A 16,605-nucleotide genomic window follows, 5' to 3' on the forward strand; every position below is an offset into this window, starting at 1 on the left:
GCTCCTTATACGCGTTCAATAATCAGCGCGATTCCCTGGCCTACGCCAATACACATGGTGCACAGCGCATAGCGCCCACCGGTACGGCGCAGCTGGTAGGCCGCGGTCATCGCCAGGCGTCCACCTGACGCGCCGAGCGGATGGCCCAGCGCAATCGCCCCACCGTTTGGATTAACATGTGCCGCATCATCCGGCAATCCTAAATCGCGCAGTACCGCCAGCGCCTGTGCGGCAAACGCTTCATTCAACTCGATAACATCCATTTGCGCCAGCGTTAAGCCGGTTTGCGCCAGCACTTTCCGAACGGCAGGTGCCGGGCCAAAGCCCATAATTCGCGGCGCAACCCCGGCGGTGGCAATGCCAACAACACGAGCCAGCGGCTGCAAGTCATTTTGCGTCATTGCCTGTTCGCTGGCTAATAATAACGCACAGGCACCATCATTTACGCCAGAAGCGTTGCCCGCCGTGACGGTGGCGTCCGGGCGCACAACACCTTTTAATTTTGCCAGCGACTCCAAAGCGGTGCTGCGCGGATGTTCATCCTGGGTAAAGAGCAGCGGCTCTCCTTTACGCTGCGGGATCTGCACCGAAATGAGTTCATCATTAAACGCCCCATTCGCCTGCGCCAGCGCGGTTCTCTGCTGGCTTCTCAGCGCGAAAGCGTCCTGGTCGGCACGCGCAATAGCAAAATCGGTTGCCACGTTTTCCGCCGTCTCCGGCATCGAGTCCACGCCATAGCGCGCTTTCATCTGCGCGTTAATAAAGCGCCAGCCGATCGTGGTGTCTTCCATCTTCATGGCGCGGCTAAATGCGCTTTCCGCTTTGCCCATCACAAACGGCGCACGGGACATACTTTCCACGCCGCCAGCAATCATCAGCTGCGTTTCACCGCTTTTAATCGCACGGGCTGCCACACCAATCGCATCAAGGCTCGAACCGCAAAGGCGGTTGATGGTGGTTCCCGGTACCGTCTCCGGCAGCCCGGCCAGCAGCAGCGCCATGCGGGCGACGTTGCGGTTATCTTCCCCCGCCTGGTTGGCACAGCCAAAAATCACATCATCAATCAGCGCCGGATTGAGCCCTGGATTGCGTTCCAGCAGCGCTTTCAGCGGCAGCGCGGCCAAATCGTCAGCGCGAACGCCTGAAAGAGTACCACCAAAACGACCGAACGGAGTGCGTACCGCGTCGCAGATAAATGCCTGATTCATCATTGTTCCTTAAGCGATTTCCGCTACGGCGTGATAAGAAAGCGTGACCGGTGTGATGCGCTGCAGTTCTTCAAAGGAGAGTCCGTTGAATATCTCGCGTACCACCGGGCCGCTTGCGGTGATGTCGATAACGGCCAGGTCGGTATAGATCCGGCTAACACAGCCCACACCGGTCAGCGGATAGGTACAGTGTTCAACCAGCTTGCACTCCCCGTCACGCGTGAGATGGTCCATCATGACGAAAACCTGACGCGCGCCGACGGCTAAGTCCATCGCCCCGCCAACGGCCGGAATCGCATCTGGAGCGCCGGTGCTCCAGTTGGCGAGGTCGCCCTGCGCTGAGACCTGGTAGGCTCCCAACACGCAGATATCCAGGTGCCCACCGCGCATCATCGCGAAGGAGTCGCCGTGGTGGAAATAGCAGCCGCCCTGCAATAAGGTGACGTATTCTTTACCTGCGTTAATCAATTCCGGGTCTTCCTCGCCGGGAGCCGGTTTTGGCCCCATACCCAGCAGGCCGTTTTCGCTGTGCAGGAACACTTCTTTGTCCGTCGGCAGGTAGTTGGCGATACGCGTCGGCAGGCCGATACCTAAGTTGACGTAGGCCCCTTCGGGAATATCCTGCGCCACGCGCTTTGCCATATCATCACGAGAGAGTTTTTGCATCATGGGCCCCTTAAGCGCGCATTGCCTGGTGGTTGAGGTTTTCCAGCGAGAAGATACGTTGAACGAAAATGCCTGGCGTCACCACGTTCTCCGGGTCGAGCTCCCCCAGCGCCACCAGATTGGTGACTTCGGCAATCGTCGTTTTTGCCGCGGTGGCCATGATCGGTCCAAAGTTACGCGCCGCCTTACGGTACACGAGGTTGCCCCAGCGATCGCCCTGGTGGGCTTTAATCAGTGCAAAGTCCGCTTTAATCGGGTACTCCAGTACATAGTGGCGACCGTCAATTTCCCGCGTCTCTTTACCTTCCGCCAGCGGCGTGCCGTAACCTGTAGGGGTAAAGATAGCCCCAAGCCCTGCCCCTGCGGCCTGGATGCGCGCGGCCAGGTTACCCTGCGGCACCAGCTCGAGCTCCACTTTGCCGCGGCGATAGAGGTCATCAAAAATCTGCGAATCGACCTGACGTGGGAATGAACAAATCATTTTGCGTACACGGCCCGCTTTCAGCAGCGCCGCGAGGCCAATTTCACCGTTACCCGCGTTGTTATTGATGATGGTCAGGTCGCGCGCGCCCTGCTCAATCAGCGCATCAATCAGTTGGGTTGGCTGTCCGGCTGGCCCGAAACCACCAATCATTATCGTCGCCCCATCGTTGATACCCGCGACGGCATCGGTCAGCGTCGGCACACTTTTATCGATCATCAGGTTGCTCCTTGATGTGCGACTATCGCACTTATATTCGTTGTTCGCACAAAATGTGACCCGCTTAACGATGCCGGTCAAGGGCGATAATCGAAATATGGTGCGATAATCGAACATCGTGTATGTTTAGCTGAAGAATGTGATCGATGGCATAAACGGAGAGAAAAATGGAGAAACATCCAGACGATATTTTGACGGGCGATAGCGATCCGTTTAAAGGTGACCCGAATTTTATGGCGTCGCTGGCGCGAGGGCTGGAGGTGATCCAGGCCTTTACGCCACAGCGTCGGGTGCTGTCGATTTCACAAATCAGTCAGAAAACGGGTATTCCGCGCGCCGCGGTGCGACGCTGCCTGTATACGCTCGGCAAGCTCGGGTTTGTTTACGCAGAAGATGGGAAGAACTTCCAGCTACGGCCACGGATTTTATCCCTTGGGCACGCCTGGCTGGCATCAACGCCGCTAGCGCGTTCGGCGCAGCCGGTGCTGAAACACCTGAGCGATATGCTTAATGAGTCCTGCTCTATTGCCACCCTCGACGGCGACGATATTCTCTATATCGCTCGAGCATCCAGCTCACGCATAATGACCATCGATCTCGATATCGGCAGCCGTTTGCCCGCCTGGTCCACTTCGATGGGGCGCGTGTTGCTAAGCCACCAGCCGGAAGAGAAGCTGAATGACATGCTGGCGCGTATTACAATGATTCGCTATACCCCTCAGACCATCTCCTCCGTTGCCAAACTGCGAACCGAGCTGAAAACGATTCGTCAACAGGGATATGCGCTAAACGATCAGGAGCTGGAAATGGGGCTGCGTTCGCTGGCGGTGCCGCTGTTTAACCCACAGGGGCACGTGGAAGCGGCATTAAACGTTGGCGTTCATGCGGGACAAGTTTCCGCCGCCGATCTGTTAGAACGGGTGTTGCCGGAACTGCAAAAAGCGGCGGCAGAGCTGAGTTTGTTGCTGCGTTAGTGCCGGATGGCGCTTCGCTCATCCGGCCTACAGCGAGTTTATCTAGCGGCTCCGTTTGGCGTGCCGTTCCCAGTTTTCTTGCTTCGCGGAGTCCGATTTTCTCAGCGCAACGTAGCACGCACCGCTGCCGCCATGGTGCGGTAGCGCGCAGCAGAATGCCTGTACTTCGTCGAATTCGGTCAGCCAGCGGGCCAGATAGCTGCGAATGATATTGGCGTGAGAACCGTCCTCTTTGCCTTTGCCATGAATAATCAGCACGTTGCGTAAATTCTCTTTCTGCGCCTGGCGGATAAAGGCAAACAGGTTCTGGCGACAAGATTCAACCGGCTGGTGCAGCAGGTTCAGGCTGGCCTGCTGGTTATATTTCCCCAGCCGAAGCTTATCCAGCACACCGTTCTGTAACCCTTCACGCTTAAATTCAAGCGGTGTCGCAAGCGGGACGATATCGAGAAAGCCGGTGGTGAGAAAGTTATCCAACTGCAGCGTGTCTAACTCCTGACGAGTGCGGGCGTTACGAACGGGCTGCCAGTGTACATCGTGGCACTGCTTAAGCGGCTGGACATCCTCCATGGCGTCAAGAAACAGCGATTTGTCATCAAGATTCATGAGAGCTCCCCTTCGTTACGTCTGGTGCATACTATAGCCGCGTCGCCGGGTTGGCTCAATGCGTTGTCATCCAGTTGCGTAATTCCTCACCGTCCAAATATCTTCATTCGCAACTTATTATTTATTTGTATAAATTAATTCATGCTTAAATGTCGTAAATTGAGAATTAATATTGAACGGGCATTTCGAATGCGTGAAATAAATCACCAAGAATTATCTGGAAAATTAACGCGAACCCGTTATAAATAGTAATACCCGCTGTTCGGAGCAAAAGTGGGAACAAGTATGGACACAATTGTGTGGTTGCTGCGGGGTCTGGCGATGTCGACAGGCCCCGATTTTTATTCTACTGACCGCTCTCGCCTTTTCATTACCCCGCTATTCAATAGCTTACTTATAGTCGGCTATACATTATTTTATATTTCTTGCCATCGGAAAAATTTAATTTTTATATCCTCTTAATTCGCACAATCCGAATTGGTTATATAAAACCCTATATTTTACAAGGTTACACATTTGGGGTATAGGGCATCGTTGTATTCACATGGTATGGTGGAGTATAGGAATAATTCATTTAAATGAGAGCGTACGTATGCTGACTTTGCTCGAAGACAAAATTGCTACCCCCGTGGGGCCGCTGTGGATCCTGTGCGATGAAAATTTCCACCTGCGGGCGATTGAATGGGAAGAACACAGCGACCGTATGGAACAACTGCTGGACATTCATTACCGTCATGAAGGTTATGCGCGCGTCGCTTCCCGCAATCCGGGCGGGCTGAGTCAAAAGCTCGCTGATTACTTTGAAGGCGATCTGACCGTAATTGAAACGCTGCCAACGGCGACAGGCGGAACCGACTTTCAGCGAGAAGTGTGGAAGACCCTGCGTACCATCCCTTGCGGACAGGTTATGCATTACGGGCAGCTTGCCGAACAGCTGGGTCGCCCCGGCGCCGCGCGGGCCGTAGGTGCGGCAAACGGCTCGAATCCTGTCAGCATTGTCGTTCCCTGCCATCGGGTGATTGGGCGCAACGGCACCATGACGGGCTATGCCGGTGGCGTACAGCGAAAAGAGTGGCTTTTACGCCATGAAGGTTACCTGCTGCTTTGATTTTCTGTGCCTTATCGTCGCCTTAAGACATCTGCTTTCACAATCACTCCTGAAAATAAATGAGGTATATCAATTGGATATATCTCAATAGGAACTATCCCTTTTTAATATTGGGTGAATCCCTTCGCCGAGACTTACCTGCTCCATAAAAAGATGTTAAAATTGACTAATATCAATTACGGCTTGAGCAGACCTATGATCCCGGAAAAGAGAATTATACGACGCATTCAGTCTGGCGGTTGCGCTATCCATTGTCAGGATTGCAGCATCAGCCAGCTTTGCATCCCGTTCACTCTTAATGAGCATGAGCTTGATCAGCTGGATAATATTATCGAGCGCAAAAAGCCCATTCAGAAAGGGCAAACCCTCTTCAAGGCCGGTGATGAACTGAAGTCTCTGTACGCTATTCGCTCCGGTACCATCAAGAGCTATACCATCACCGAACAGGGCGATGAGCAGATTACGGGCTTCCATCTGGCCGGTGATTTAGTGGGCTTTGATGCCATCGGGACAGGCCACCACCCAAGCTTTGCTCAGGCGCTGGAAACCTCAATGGTTTGTGAGATCCCGTTCGAAACGCTGGACGATTTGTCCGGTAAGATGCCAAACCTGCGTCAGCAGATGATGCGTCTGATGAGCGGTGAGATCAAAGGCGATCAGGACATGATCCTGCTGTTGTCGAAGAAAAACGCGGAAGAACGCCTGGCGGCCTTTATCTATAACCTGTCTCGCCGTTTCGCGCAGCGTGGTTTCTCTCCTCGTGAGTTCCGCCTGACGATGACCCGTGGCGATATCGGTAACTACCTCGGTCTGACGGTAGAAACCATCAGCCGTCTGCTGGGTCGTTTCCAGAAAAGCGGCATGCTGGCAGTAAAAGGCAAATACATTACGATTGAAAACAGCGATGCGCTGGCAATCCTCGCGGGACATACTCGCAACGTTGCCTGATAGATTCTGAGCACTTGCTGAAAAACCCCGAATTTTCGGGGTTTTTTATTGCCGTTATGTTTCCACCACTCGCTTCAGTCATCGTGATTTTCTGATGGCTGGAGATAGTCTGAAAATCGGCAACATTCCCTCCCCCAATGCCTGACCATCTCGCAGAATGCCGCAGAAATAGCGTTAATTCCATTCCAGCTATAAGTAAATCCTTGGGGCTAAATTCCAATACGGCAGTAATGTTAATTTATCCTGTTTGTTGATCTAGCGAAGGTTATCCCCTGTTTCATTCTCCATATATGAGTTATCTTTTACTTACAAACTGTGGTTACAGCTGTAAGGAGACCTGTATGGCCAAGTATCAAAATATGCTCGTTGCTATCGACCCGAACCAGGACGATCAGCCGGCGCTGCGACGCGCTGTTTATCTACATCAACGAATTGGCGGGCGCATTAAAGCCTTTTTGCCTATCTATGACTTCTCTTATGAAATGACCACCCTTTTGTCTCCTGACGAGCGCACCGCAATGCGCCAGGGCGTAATTAGCCAGCGAACCGCATGGATCCGCGAGCAGGCTAAATTCTACCTGGAGGCTGGCGTACCGCTGGAAATTAAAGTGGTGTGGCACAATCGCCCCTTCGAAGCGATTATTCAGGAGGTTATCAGCGGTGGCCACGACCTGATGCTGAAAATGGCCCACCAGCATGACAAGCTGGAATCCGTCATCTTTACCCCGACCGACTGGCACCTGCTGCGCAAATGCCCTTGCCCGGTGTGGATGGTGAAAGATCAGCCGTGGCCAGAAGGCGGTAAAGCGCTGGTGGCCGTCAACCTCGCCAGCGAAGAGGAATACCACAACGCGCTGAACGAGAAGCTGGTCAAAGAGACGATGGAGCTGGCAGACCAGGTTAACCATACCGAGGTTCACCTGATTGGCGCCTACCCTGTAACCCCTATCAATATCGCGATTGAACTGCCTGATTTTGATCCAAGCGTGTATAACGACGCGATTCGCGGTCAGCATCTTCTGGCGATGAAATCGCTGCGCCAGAAATTTGGTATCGACGAAAAATTCACCCACGTTGAGAAAGGGCTGCCTGAAGAGGTTATCCCGGATCTGGCCGCGCATCTGGATGCCGGTATCGTGGTGCTGGGCACCGTCGGCCGTACTGGTATTTCAGCGGCATTCCTGGGTAATACGGCGGAACAGGTCATTGACCACCTGCGTTGCGATCTGCTGGCCATTAAGCCAAATGATTACCAGACGCCGGTCGAGATGGATGACGAAGAGGACGATTAACGGTCCTGGTGATGGTAATAAAAAAACCGGCTCATGCCGGTTTTTTTATGTCTGGTATCACACACCTATCAGTGGAGCCCTAGTCGCCAGGCAAAATCGATTTCTTCTTTGAGCTCAATGGCGGAAAGTGACATCAGGTCGGCAAATTCCAGCTCAAGCTGTTTAACGCGTTTCAGGTACTGTGCGGGGGTTAAAGGCGTGGTTTCACGGCGGAGATATTCGATGGCCAGTTGTGCAGGCGATAACAAGGTATCCATAACTTCCTCTTAGGTGTGGACGACTTGAAGTAGTATAACACCTTTGAGTGTGCAATTTTTGACCAAAAGCAATCAAGAGACAAATAAAAAAAGCCGCCGGTCCACGAGACCCGACGGCTTCATTTTCAAACGAACAATCAGAGCGCTTTCAGAATCGCGTCTACGCTTGCTTTAGCATCACCAAAGAGCATAGAGGTGTTCTCTTTAAAGAACAGCGGGTTCTGCACGCCAGCATAGCCCGTGTTCATTGAGCGTTTGAAGACGATAACGTTCTGCGCCTTCCACACTTCCAGAACCGGCATCCCGGCGATTGGGCTCTTCGGATCGTCCTGTGCAGCCGGGTTAACGGTGTCGTTCGCACCGATAACCAGCACCGTGTCGGTATCGGAGAAGTCGTCGTTAATCTCGTCCATCTCCAGCACAATATCGTAAGGCACCTTCGCTTCCGCCAGCAGCACGTTCATATGGCCTGGCAGACGCCCGGCAACCGGGTGAATACCGAAACGAACCTTAATACCGCGTGCACGTAGCTTGTCGGTGATTTCAGCCACCGGATACTGCGCCTGTGCCACCGCCATGCCGTAGCCCGGGGTGATAATCACCGTGTGAGAGTTTTTCAGCATTTCCGCCGTCTCTTCCGCGGTGATTTCACGGTGCTCGCCCACTTCTTCGTCGCTACCGGTAGAGGAACCATCGGTACCAAAACCACCGGCAATGACGCTGAAGAACGAACGGTTCATTGCTTTACACATGATGTACGACAGGATGGCACCAGAAGAACCCACCAGCGCACCGGTCACGATCAGCAGGTCGTTGCTGAGCATAAAGCCCGCCGCGGCCGCGGCCCAACCGGAGTAGGAGTTCAGCATCGAAACCACCACCGGCATATCCGCACCGCCGATGGAAGCCACCAGATGCCAGCCAAAAGCCAGCGCGATAACGGTCATCACCAGCAGGCACAGCACCTGAGTCCCGACGCTATCGGTACGAACGAACGCCACCAGCAGCAGGAAAGAGACTACCAGCGCGGCGAGGTTCAGCTTGTGACGGTTTGGCAGCATCAGCGGCTTAGACGACATTTTGCCGCACAGCTTACCGAACGCCACGATAGAACCGGTAAAGGTCACCGCACCGATGAAAATACCGAGGAACACTTCGGTCAGGTGAATATTGACCAGAATCTGCTCCATGCCGGTTTCGTGCTGCAGGTAGCTGTTAAAGCCCACCAGCACCGCTGCCAGACCCACGAAGCTGTGCAGAATCGCCACCAGCTCCGGCATTTCGGTCATTTCAACTTTCTTCGCCAGGCGAATACCAATCGCGCCGCCGATGATCATCGCCAGCAGGATCCACGCCACGTTGCTGGTATCCGGCCCGAAGATGGTCGCAATCAGTGCGATAGCCATCCCGGCAATACCGTAGTAGTTGCCCTGTTGGGACGTTTCGTGTTTGGACAGCCCTGCAAGGCTAAAAATAAACAGGATCGCGGCAACAATGTATGCAGCTGTAACTAATCCTCCAGACATGTGTTACCCCTTATCCTTTGCGGAACATTTTCAGCATGCGCTGAGTGACGGTGAAACCACCAAAAATATTAATGCTGGCGATCAATACCGCGATAAAACTCAGGAAGCTGACCCAGCCACCATGGCCAATCTGCAGAAGCGCCCCGACCACGATAATGCCCGAGATGGCATTTGTGACCGACATCAGCGGCGTGTGCAATGCATGAGAAACGTTCCACACCACGTAGTAACCCACTACGCAGGACAGCGCGAACACCGTAAAGTGACCGAGGAACTCTTTTGGCGCGACGTTCGCCAGCCAACCGAATAGAATAATCACCAGCGCCATCAGCGCATACTTGCGCCATGGTGAAGCCGGTTTAGCCGCTTCTTTTGGCTCTTCAGCCACTTTCTTCGCCGCCTGAGGCTGCGCAGAAACCTGAATTGGCGGTGCCGGCCAGGTGACTTCGCCTTCGCGGATCACGGTCACGCCGCGTACCACGACGTCGTCAAAGTCGATGGTGACGTTGCCGTCTTTCTCTTTGCACAGCAGCTTCAGCAGGTTTACCAGATTGGTACCGTACAGCTGGGAGGATTGCGTCGGCAGACGACCGGCAAGGTCGGTATACCCAATCACCTTCACGCCGTTTGGCGTGGTGACGATTTGATTCGCCACGGTGTATTCGCAGTTACCGCCGTTTTGTGCCGCCAGGTCAACGATGACGCTACCCGGCGTCATGGAGTCAACCATTTCACGGGTGATCAGTTTCGGGGCCGGTTTACCCGGGATCAGCGCCGTGGTCACAATAATGTCGACCTCTTTTGCCTGCGCGGCAAACAGCGCCATTTCCGCGGCGATAAACGCCTCGGACATCACTTTAGCGTAGCCATCACCGCTACCCGCTTCTTCTTTGAAATCCAGCTCAAGGAACTCGGCGCCCATACTCTGCACCTGTTCTTTAACTTCTGGACGCGTATCAAAGGCACGGACAATCGCACCGAGGCTGTTAGCCGCGCCGATCGCTGCAAGACCTGCGACGCCAGCACCAATCACCATCACTTTTGCCGGTGGGACTTTGCCCGCCGCGGTGATCTGGCCGGTAAAGAAGCGACCAAATTCATGGGCCGCTTCAACAATCGCGCGGTAGCCGGCGATGTTTGCCATCGAGCTTAAGGCATCGAGCGACTGCGCGCGGGAAATGCGCGGCACAGAGTCCATTGCCATAACGTTAATGCCACGGGCGGCCAGCTTCGCCATCAGCTCAGCGTTTTGCGCAGGCCAGATAAAGCTAATCAGCGTGGTGCCCGGATTCAGCAGCGCGATTTCTTCATCCAGTGGTGCATTCACTTTGAGGATAACCTCTGACTGCCAGACCGCGTCGCCTGTGACGATTTCTGCCCCAGCCTGAACAAATGCCTCATCATCAAAACTTGCCAGTTTTCCTGCACCACTTTCAATTGCCACGCTGAAACCGAGCTTAAGCAGCTGTTCCACCGTCTTCGGTGTTGCTGCGACTCGCGTTTCCTGGGCCCACCTCTCTTTTGGTACACCAATACGCATAACTATTCCCTTACATCGGTTTTTATTTGATGGTTTGCTATTTTGTCAGTGTGTTGCGGATGACCCGTAAGCGAACAAACAGGCGAGCAACCTGAATAAATAAAACAGTAACAAACTGTCTATAACCTACTGAAAATCACGATTGTGATCTAGCTCCGGAAAACACTATTTTTGCATTAAATGCCAAACACCGAGTGATGACGGTTACAAACAGCGATATTTACCCCGATTTGTTTAGCGAGCCTCATAATTCGCTTCATCGACGAGTGAAAACATGATTTTTTGCGGGCAGGATATGCTAATTAACATTCCATTAACTTAAAAAAGTCATATGGTTGACCGGTTTTTCTGGTCAAGCGCCCGTTTTTTCAACATATCAGGAAAAGTTATCCAAAACCGTCATCGGGTTCGCATCTGAAGTGAAAAATGACGCAGACAGTAGCGTCATTTCAATGCCATAATCAGGCGTTTCCCGTTTACAACATTTCCGATTTTGGTTTGCGCAAGGCGAAGGATTATTTTTATGAAGCTTAAGAACACCCTCCTCGTGTCCGCCATGCTGTCTGCCGCGGCCTTGTCCGCTCATGCAGCTACCGAGCTGACCCCGGAGCAAGCGTCCGCACTGAAGCCATACGACCGCATTGTCGTAACAGGTCGTTTTAACGCCATTGGCGATGCCGTCAATGCTGTGTCCCGTAAAGCGGACAAAGAAGGCGCAGCCTCCTTCTATGTTGTCGATACCTCAGATTTCGCTAGCAGCGGGAACTGGCGCGTAACGGCCGACTTATATAAAGCCGATGCAGGCAAAGCGGATACGCCTAAAAACCGCGTCATCAACGGTATCGTTGAACTGCCAAAAGATCAGGCCGTTGCCCTGGTTCCTTATGACACCGTTACCGTGCAAGGCTTCTACCGCAGCCAGCCAGAAGTGAACGATGCCATCACCAAAGCCGCAAAAGCCAAAGGCGCTGCTTCCTTCTTTATCGTTCGTCAGGTTGATGCCAATGACGGCGGCAACCAGCGCGTAACGGCATACATTTATAAAGCTGACGCTGAAAAACGCGTTCTGCAAAGCCCGGATGCTATTCCTGCTGACTCCGACGCTGGCCGTAAAGCCCTGGCCGCAGGCGGTGAAGCCGCTAAACAGGTTGAAATCCCAGGCGTTGCCACCACTGCCGCCGTAGGTTCAGGCACCGGTGTTGGCCGGTTCTTCGAAACCCAGTCCTCTAAAGGTGGACGTTACAGCGTCACGCTGCCAGACGGCACTAAAGTTGAAGAGCTGAACAAAATCGCTGCTGCACAGATGGTGCCGTTCGACAGCGTTAAGTTCACCGGCAACTACGGCAACATGACCGAAGTGTCCTATCAGGTAGCCAAACGCGCCGCCAAGAAAGGCGCGAAGTACTACCACATTACACGTCAGTGGCAAGAGCGTGGCGGCAACGTCACCATCAGCGCCGACCTGTACAAGTAATCACAAAAAAGCCGGTGATGATTCACCGGCTTTTTCATCATCACGCTCACTCTCTGACTTTCACCCCTTTTTTACACCAGCACCGCCGCCGGGACATTCCTTTTTGATTCTCCAGAATCCAATATCCTGACTTTTTAAGTCATACATTGTTGCATGTATGCACTGCTCTCCGTAAAATCGCCGCCTCAGCGCAATCCTCCATTTTTATGCGATTTCGCCAAATAAATATTCTTGTTCTTCTTCTTCCACAACAGGATTCACATGGAAAAGAAATTAGGGCTTAGTGCTCTGACGGCACTGGTTCTGAGCTCTATGCTCGGTGCAGGCGTTTTTAGTCTGCCGCAAAACATGGCGGAAGTTGCCAGCCCTGCCGCGCTGCTGATTGGTTGGGCGATTACCGGCGTCGGTATTCTGTTCCTGGCTATCGCGATGCTGGTGCTGACCCGTATTCGCCCGGACCTCGACGGCGGCATTTTTACCTATGCACGCGAAGGTTTCGGTGAGTTGATTGGTTTTTGCTCCGCATGGGGTTATTGGCTTTGCGCGGTGATTGCTAACGTCTCTTATCTGGTGATTGTCTTCTCAGCGCTAAGCTTCTTTACCGATACGCCCGAACTGCGTCTCTTCGGCGACGGCAATACCTGGCAGTCCATTGTTGGCGCATCGGTTCTGCTGTGGGTGGTCCATTTTCTGGTACTTCGCGGCGTGCAAACTGCTGCTGGCATTAACCTGGTCGCAACGCTCGCGAAGCTGGTGCCGCTGGGGCTGTTTATCGTACTTGCCGCCATTGCCTTCAACAGCAACACCTTCACCCTGGATTTCCACGGCATTGACTTAGGCGTACCTGTCTGGGAGCAGGTGAAAAACACCATGCTGATTACCCTGTGGGTATTTATCGGCGTGGAGGGCGCGGTGGTCGTATCCGCTCGCGCCCGCAATAAAAAGGATGTAGGCCGTGCAACGCTGCTGGCTGTGGTTTCCGCGCTGGGCGTGTATTTGCTGGTGACGCTGCTGTCGATGGGCGTGGTGCCTCGCCCGGAGCTCGCGGAGATGCGTAACCCATCGATGGCTGGCCTGATGGTGCGTATGATGGGCTCATGGGGTGAAGTGGTGATTGCCGCCGGGCTGATTGTCTCGGTCTGCGGCGCTTATCTGAGCTGGACGATTATGGCGGCAGAAGTGCCGCTGCTGGCCGCCACGCATAAAGCCTTCCCGCGTATTTTTGCCCGCCAGAACGCGAACAATGCGCCATCCGCTTCGCTATGGCTGACAAACCTCAGCGTTCAGGCAAGTCTGGTACTGATCTGGCTGACCGGCTCAGACTACAATACGCTGCTAACCATCGCCTCCGAAATGATCCTTGTGCCCTATTTCCTGGTGGGCGCATTTCTGTTAAAAATTGCGAATCGTCCGTTACATAAGGTTATCGGTGTCGGCGCCTGCATTTATGGCTTATGGTTATTGTATGCTTCTGGCCCCATGCACCTGCTGCTGTCGGTCGTGCTCTACGCACCGGGGCTGTTGGTCTTTATTTACGCGCGCCGCACTCATGTCGACAACGTCATGCTGAAGCGTCGTGAACTGGCTTTAATTGGTTTGCTTCTGGTTGCCGCCGTACCGGCAACATGGATGCTGGTGGGGTGATACGCGTGACCCCATCGTCTGCAAAATAAGGAGAGTACGATGGGTTCAAACATGCTATCACGCCCGATTCTGATAACCGGTGGAGGCCGCCGCATTGGCCTCGCCCTTGCCCACCATTTTCTCACCCAGCAGCAGCCGGTTATTTTAAGCTACCGGACTCACTATCCCGCCATCGATGTCATGCAACGAGCTGGCGCGGTCTGTATTCAGGCAGACTTTTCTACTGATGAAGGCATTTATACTTTTGCGGATGCGGTAAGAAGCCACTGCTCCGGCCTGCGCGCGGTTATTCATAACGCCAGCGGGTGGCTGGCAGAAACGCCAGGCGCATCGCTGAGCCATGTGCTGAACGCGATGATGCAGATTCACGTCCATGCTCCCTACCTGCTTAACCATGCGCTGGAAGATATGCTGCGCGGCCACGGTCATGCTGAAGGCGACATTATTCACTTCACCGACTACGTGGTTGAGCGCGGTAGCGATAAGCACATCGCCTACGCCGCCAGTAAAGCGGCGCTGGATAATATGACCCGCTCGTTTGCTCGCAAACTGGCGCCGGAGGTCAAAGTCAATGCCATTGCCCCAGCGCTGGTGCTGTTTAATGAGGGTGATGATGCGGAATATCGCCAGAAAGCGCTCAACAAGTCGCTGATGAAGATTGCCGCCGGGGAGAAAGAAATTATCGATCTCGTCGAGTATATCCTCGGCAGCTGCTACGTCACCGGGCGCACCTTCGCCGTCGATGGCGGTCGTCCATTGGTTTAGCGTTTAGTGGAAGCGTCCCCACAGGAAGATAAGCAGCCAGGCGCTCACGCCCCAGCAGGCCACCGCGCCTGCTAACGCCAGCGGCAAGCGCATCATGCCGGTGAAATACCACAGCGAAAGCAGATAGAGAAAATAGGGAATAATCGACCACATGCCGAAAACGATAGTGGCACGCAGCGCCTCGGTACCGCGCTCGCTGGCGACAATGTAGTGCGCAATCAGCGCAAAGGTCGGGAACAGCGGGATCAACCCGGCGATCGCGTAGTTTTTAGTTTTCGCAAGTACGCCAATCAACACCACCACCAGCGCTCCCAGCAGCGCTTTAATTAACAACCCCATTTTTTGTTCACCAATAAACAACATGTTGTCCGAGCATAACGGAAGTCTGCTTATTAATGAATGGTTAATGCAGCGCGGAAATTAAGAAAGGAATGATGGCGGGCAACAGGCGCTCAGTGTATCGTAGCCTTTTTTCCGTCAGTGCGTAGAGTAATGAATAAGATCGTTTATGTTGAGGATGATCCGGATGTTGGGGCGTTGATCGCCGCTTATCTCGGAAAGCATGATATGGAAGTGGTGGTCGAGCCGCGCGGTGATAACGCAGAGGCGACGATTACCCGGGAAAACCCTGACCTGGTGCTGCTGGACATCATGTTGCCAGGCAAAGATGGCATGACGCTATGCCGCGACCTGCGCGGTCAGTGGGCCGGCCCAATTGTGCTGCTCACTTCGCTCGATAGCGACATGAACCATATTCTGTCGCTGGAAATGGGCGCTAATGATTACATACTCAAAACGACGCCCCCGGCGGTGCTGTTGGCACGTCTGCGCCTGCATCTGCGCCAGCGCCCTGCCTCAGCAAGCAGTACGACACCGGCGCAACCCGCGCTGACGCCACATAAAGCCATTCGCTTCGGCACGCTTTCCATTGACCCAGTCAATCGCCAGGTACTGCTAAGCGGTGAGAACATTGCGCTCTCGACGGCGGATTTCGATCTTCTTTGGGAGCTGGCGACCCACGCGGGGCAAATTATGGACCGCGACGCGCTGTTGAAAAATCTGCGCGGCGTCACCTACGACGGTATGGATCGCAGCGTTGATGTGGCTATCTCGCGCCTGCGTAAGAAGCTGCTCGACAGCGCAACCGAACCTTACCGCATTAAAACCGTGCGTAATAAAGGCTATCTTTTCGCGCCGCACGCCTGGGAGTGATGAAACGCCAGACAGCATAAAATGCTGGGTGAAAAATTATAACCCCCGAGAGACGCGATACAACCACCTTCAAAAACAGCGTGTTTATGCTACCAATAGAACAATAAACACGCTTCCAGCCCTACTTTATAAAATCAGCTGCTCTACAACATCAATTCGGTTGCGTTAGCCCCGCGAGCAAACCCCGCTTCCAGCAATCCGAGCGTCACGTTGAAGATACTCTCTGCGCTCAGTCCGGCGTTATCCAGCGGGAAACTCAGGACAGCATCGCGCACCACCGTCATGTTGAAGCCCAAATCGCATCCCGAGCGAACCGTTGAGTTCACGCAGAAACCGGCCACGGCACCGATCACCGTCAACTCGGTTATCTGTGCCCGCTGCAGCCAGCCTTGAAGATCGGTAGAACTAAACGCCGAAGACGTCCGTTTAACCCATACCGTTTCTTCGCCCTGCTCTTCAAAACCGACTACGGGAGGATAATGTGGAGAATTTTTATGTAGGTCAGACCCCGGTTCTATCGTTTCGTGACGAACGTGAATCACCGGCTTTCCGGCCGACCGAAAAGCGGCAATAACAGATTTCATGTTTTCAATGCTGTCAGTGGGAAAATACGTTATCCCACGCGCGATTCTATCGCTGACAAACCGTTGCATATCAATAACCAGTAACGCCTGCATAATGCCCC

Annotated in this window: 17 protein-coding genes; 8 read left to right on the plus strand and 9 right to left on the minus strand. The window is 53.7% G+C overall.

The features are described 5' to 3' along the window. Positions 1-5: 5 nt before the first annotated feature. Genes pcaF through MY052_RS12145 form a run of 3 tightly spaced genes read right to left on the minus strand, consistent with a single transcriptional unit; the run spans position 6 to position 2,574 of the window. A complete protein-coding gene (gene pcaF / locus MY052_RS12135; protein WP_248537051.1) occupies positions 6-1,208 on the minus strand; it encodes a 3-oxoadipyl-CoA thiolase in 1,203 nt (400 codons plus the stop codon). A gap of 9 nt (positions 1,209-1,217) precedes the next feature. Beyond that, positions 1,218-1,874 (minus strand): 3-oxoacid CoA-transferase subunit B, encoded by a 657-nt coding sequence (locus MY052_RS12140; RefSeq protein WP_035895478.1) that lies wholly within the window; start codon positions 1,872-1,874, stop codon positions 1,218-1,220. Between the two features lie 10 nt (positions 1,875-1,884). Then, entirely contained in the window at positions 1,885-2,574 is a 690-nt protein-coding gene (locus MY052_RS12145; RefSeq protein ID WP_202215753.1) for a 3-oxoacid CoA-transferase subunit A, read from the minus strand. 167 nt (positions 2,575-2,741) lie between these two features. Between MY052_RS12145 and MY052_RS12150 the strand changes: the two genes are divergently transcribed. After that, on the plus strand, positions 2,742-3,548 hold the full coding sequence (locus MY052_RS12150) for an IclR family transcriptional regulator domain-containing protein (protein WP_035895474.1): 807 nt from the start codon (positions 2,742-2,744) through the stop codon (positions 3,546-3,548). A 42-nt stretch (positions 3,549-3,590) separates the two neighbouring features. On the opposite strand, the gene smrA is transcribed toward MY052_RS12150, so the two are convergent. Then, positions 3,591-4,154 carry a DNA endonuclease SmrA gene (gene smrA, locus MY052_RS12155; protein ID WP_202215754.1) on the minus strand — a complete coding sequence of 188 codons (564 nt, stop codon included), beginning with the start codon at positions 4,152-4,154 and terminating at the stop codon, positions 3,591-3,593. A gap of 592 nt (positions 4,155-4,746) precedes the next feature. Here smrA and ogt point away from each other — a divergent pair. The 3 genes from ogt (at position 4,747) to uspE (ending at position 7,502) form a co-directional block, all read left to right on the plus strand. Continuing rightward, positions 4,747-5,262 carry a methylated-DNA--[protein]-cysteine S-methyltransferase gene (ogt, locus tag MY052_RS12160; RefSeq protein WP_248537052.1) on the plus strand — a complete coding sequence of 172 codons (516 nt, stop codon included), beginning with the start codon at positions 4,747-4,749 and terminating at the stop codon, positions 5,260-5,262. Positions 5,263-5,457: 195 nt separating this feature from the next. Beyond that, on the plus strand, positions 5,458-6,210 hold the full coding sequence (fnr, locus tag MY052_RS12165) for a fumarate/nitrate reduction transcriptional regulator Fnr (RefSeq protein WP_061708991.1): 753 nt from the start codon (positions 5,458-5,460) through the stop codon (positions 6,208-6,210). A 341-nt stretch (positions 6,211-6,551) separates the two neighbouring features. Further along, entirely contained in the window at positions 6,552-7,502 is a 951-nt protein-coding gene (gene uspE, locus MY052_RS12170; RefSeq protein ID WP_035895468.1) for a universal stress protein UspE, read from the plus strand. Positions 7,503-7,570: 68 nt separating this feature from the next. On the opposite strand, the gene MY052_RS12175 is transcribed toward uspE, so the two are convergent. From MY052_RS12175 to pntA, 3 genes are all read right to left on the minus strand, one after another. After that, positions 7,571-7,759, minus strand: a complete 189-nt coding sequence (locus MY052_RS12175) for a YdiH family protein (protein WP_035895467.1) — start codon at positions 7,757-7,759, stop codon at positions 7,571-7,573. Between the two features lie 137 nt (positions 7,760-7,896). Further along, the gene (pntB, locus tag MY052_RS12180; protein WP_248537053.1) at positions 7,897-9,285 is read right to left on the minus strand and encodes a Re/Si-specific NAD(P)(+) transhydrogenase subunit beta; all 1,389 of its coding nucleotides are present in this window, start codon (positions 9,283-9,285) and stop codon (positions 7,897-7,899) included. Between the two features lie 10 nt (positions 9,286-9,295). Next, positions 9,296-10,825: a Re/Si-specific NAD(P)(+) transhydrogenase subunit alpha gene (gene pntA, locus MY052_RS12185; RefSeq protein WP_202215755.1), complete on the minus strand. Its 1,530-nt coding sequence runs from the start codon at positions 10,823-10,825 to the stop codon at positions 9,296-9,298. A gap of 523 nt (positions 10,826-11,348) precedes the next feature. Between pntA and ydgH the strand changes: the two genes are divergently transcribed. The 3 genes from ydgH to folM all read left to right on the plus strand — a co-directional run bounded on the left by ydgH (position 11,349) and on the right by folM (position 14,708). Further along, positions 11,349-12,299: a DUF1471 family protein YdgH gene (ydgH, locus tag MY052_RS12190; protein ID WP_202215756.1), complete on the plus strand. Its 951-nt coding sequence runs from the start codon at positions 11,349-11,351 to the stop codon at positions 12,297-12,299. A gap of 261 nt (positions 12,300-12,560) precedes the next feature. Then, positions 12,561-13,943, plus strand: coding sequence for an amino acid permease (locus tag MY052_RS12195; RefSeq protein ID WP_123650395.1), 1,383 nt, complete (start codon positions 12,561-12,563; stop codon positions 13,941-13,943). 39 nt (positions 13,944-13,982) lie between these two features. After that, a complete protein-coding gene (folM, locus tag MY052_RS12200; protein WP_202215758.1) occupies positions 13,983-14,708 on the plus strand; it encodes a dihydromonapterin reductase in 726 nt (241 codons plus the stop codon). A 3-nt stretch (positions 14,709-14,711) separates the two neighbouring features. Here folM and MY052_RS12205 read toward each other — a convergent pair whose 3' ends face one another. Continuing rightward, a complete protein-coding gene (locus tag MY052_RS12205) occupies positions 14,712-15,047 on the minus strand; it encodes a GlpM family protein (protein WP_035895486.1) in 336 nt (111 codons plus the stop codon). Positions 15,048-15,200: 153 nt separating this feature from the next. Between MY052_RS12205 and rstA the strand changes: the two genes are divergently transcribed. Next, complete coding sequence (rstA, locus tag MY052_RS12210) at positions 15,201-15,920, plus strand: two-component system response regulator RstA (RefSeq protein WP_123650396.1); 720 nt, start codon at positions 15,201-15,203, stop codon at positions 15,918-15,920. Between the two features lie 143 nt (positions 15,921-16,063). Here rstA and MY052_RS12215 read toward each other — a convergent pair whose 3' ends face one another. Further along, entirely contained in the window at positions 16,064-16,597 is a 534-nt protein-coding gene (locus MY052_RS12215; RefSeq protein WP_248537054.1) for an isochorismatase family protein, read from the minus strand. Positions 16,598-16,605 lie beyond the last annotated feature (8 nt).

Origin of the sequence: Kluyvera ascorbata (genome assembly GCF_023195735.1) — a bacterium.
Lineage (GTDB): Bacteria > Pseudomonadota > Gammaproteobacteria > Enterobacterales > Enterobacteriaceae > Kluyvera > Kluyvera ascorbata.

Bases quoted from the DNA above. Each gene is read 5' to 3' on its own strand.
- pcaF (WP_248537051.1), bottom strand. From the start codon at position 1,208: ATGAATCAGGCATTTATCTGCGACGCGGTACGCACTCCGTTCGGTCGT.
- MY052_RS12140 (WP_035895478.1), bottom strand. From the start codon at position 1,874: ATGCAAAAACTCTCTCGTGATGATATGGCAAAGCGCGTGGCGCAGGAT.
- MY052_RS12145 (WP_202215753.1), bottom strand. From the start codon at position 2,574: ATGATCGATAAAAGTGTGCCGACGCTGACCGATGCCGTCGCGGGTATC.
- MY052_RS12150 (WP_035895474.1), top strand. From the start codon at position 2,742: ATGGAGAAACATCCAGACGATATTTTGACGGGCGATAGCGATCCGTTT.
- smrA (WP_202215754.1), bottom strand. From the start codon at position 4,154: ATGAATCTTGATGACAAATCGCTGTTTCTTGACGCCATGGAGGATGTC.
- ogt (WP_248537052.1), top strand. From the start codon at position 4,747: ATGCTGACTTTGCTCGAAGACAAAATTGCTACCCCCGTGGGGCCGCTG.
- fnr (WP_061708991.1), top strand. From the start codon at position 5,458: ATGATCCCGGAAAAGAGAATTATACGACGCATTCAGTCTGGCGGTTGC.
- uspE (WP_035895468.1), top strand. From the start codon at position 6,552: ATGGCCAAGTATCAAAATATGCTCGTTGCTATCGACCCGAACCAGGAC.
- MY052_RS12175 (WP_035895467.1), bottom strand. From the start codon at position 7,759: ATGGATACCTTGTTATCGCCTGCACAACTGGCCATCGAATATCTCCGC.
- pntB (WP_248537053.1), bottom strand. From the start codon at position 9,285: ATGTCTGGAGGATTAGTTACAGCTGCATACATTGTTGCCGCGATCCTG.
- pntA (WP_202215755.1), bottom strand. From the start codon at position 10,825: ATGCGTATTGGTGTACCAAAAGAGAGGTGGGCCCAGGAAACGCGAGTC.
- ydgH (WP_202215756.1), top strand. From the start codon at position 11,349: ATGAAGCTTAAGAACACCCTCCTCGTGTCCGCCATGCTGTCTGCCGCG.
- MY052_RS12195 (WP_123650395.1), top strand. From the start codon at position 12,561: ATGGAAAAGAAATTAGGGCTTAGTGCTCTGACGGCACTGGTTCTGAGC.
- folM (WP_202215758.1), top strand. From the start codon at position 13,983: ATGGGTTCAAACATGCTATCACGCCCGATTCTGATAACCGGTGGAGGC.
- MY052_RS12205 (WP_035895486.1), bottom strand. From the start codon at position 15,047: ATGGGGTTGTTAATTAAAGCGCTGCTGGGAGCGCTGGTGGTGGTGTTG.
- rstA (WP_123650396.1), top strand. From the start codon at position 15,201: ATGAATAAGATCGTTTATGTTGAGGATGATCCGGATGTTGGGGCGTTG.
- MY052_RS12215 (WP_248537054.1), bottom strand. From the start codon at position 16,597: ATGCAGGCGTTACTGGTTATTGATATGCAACGGTTTGTCAGCGATAGA.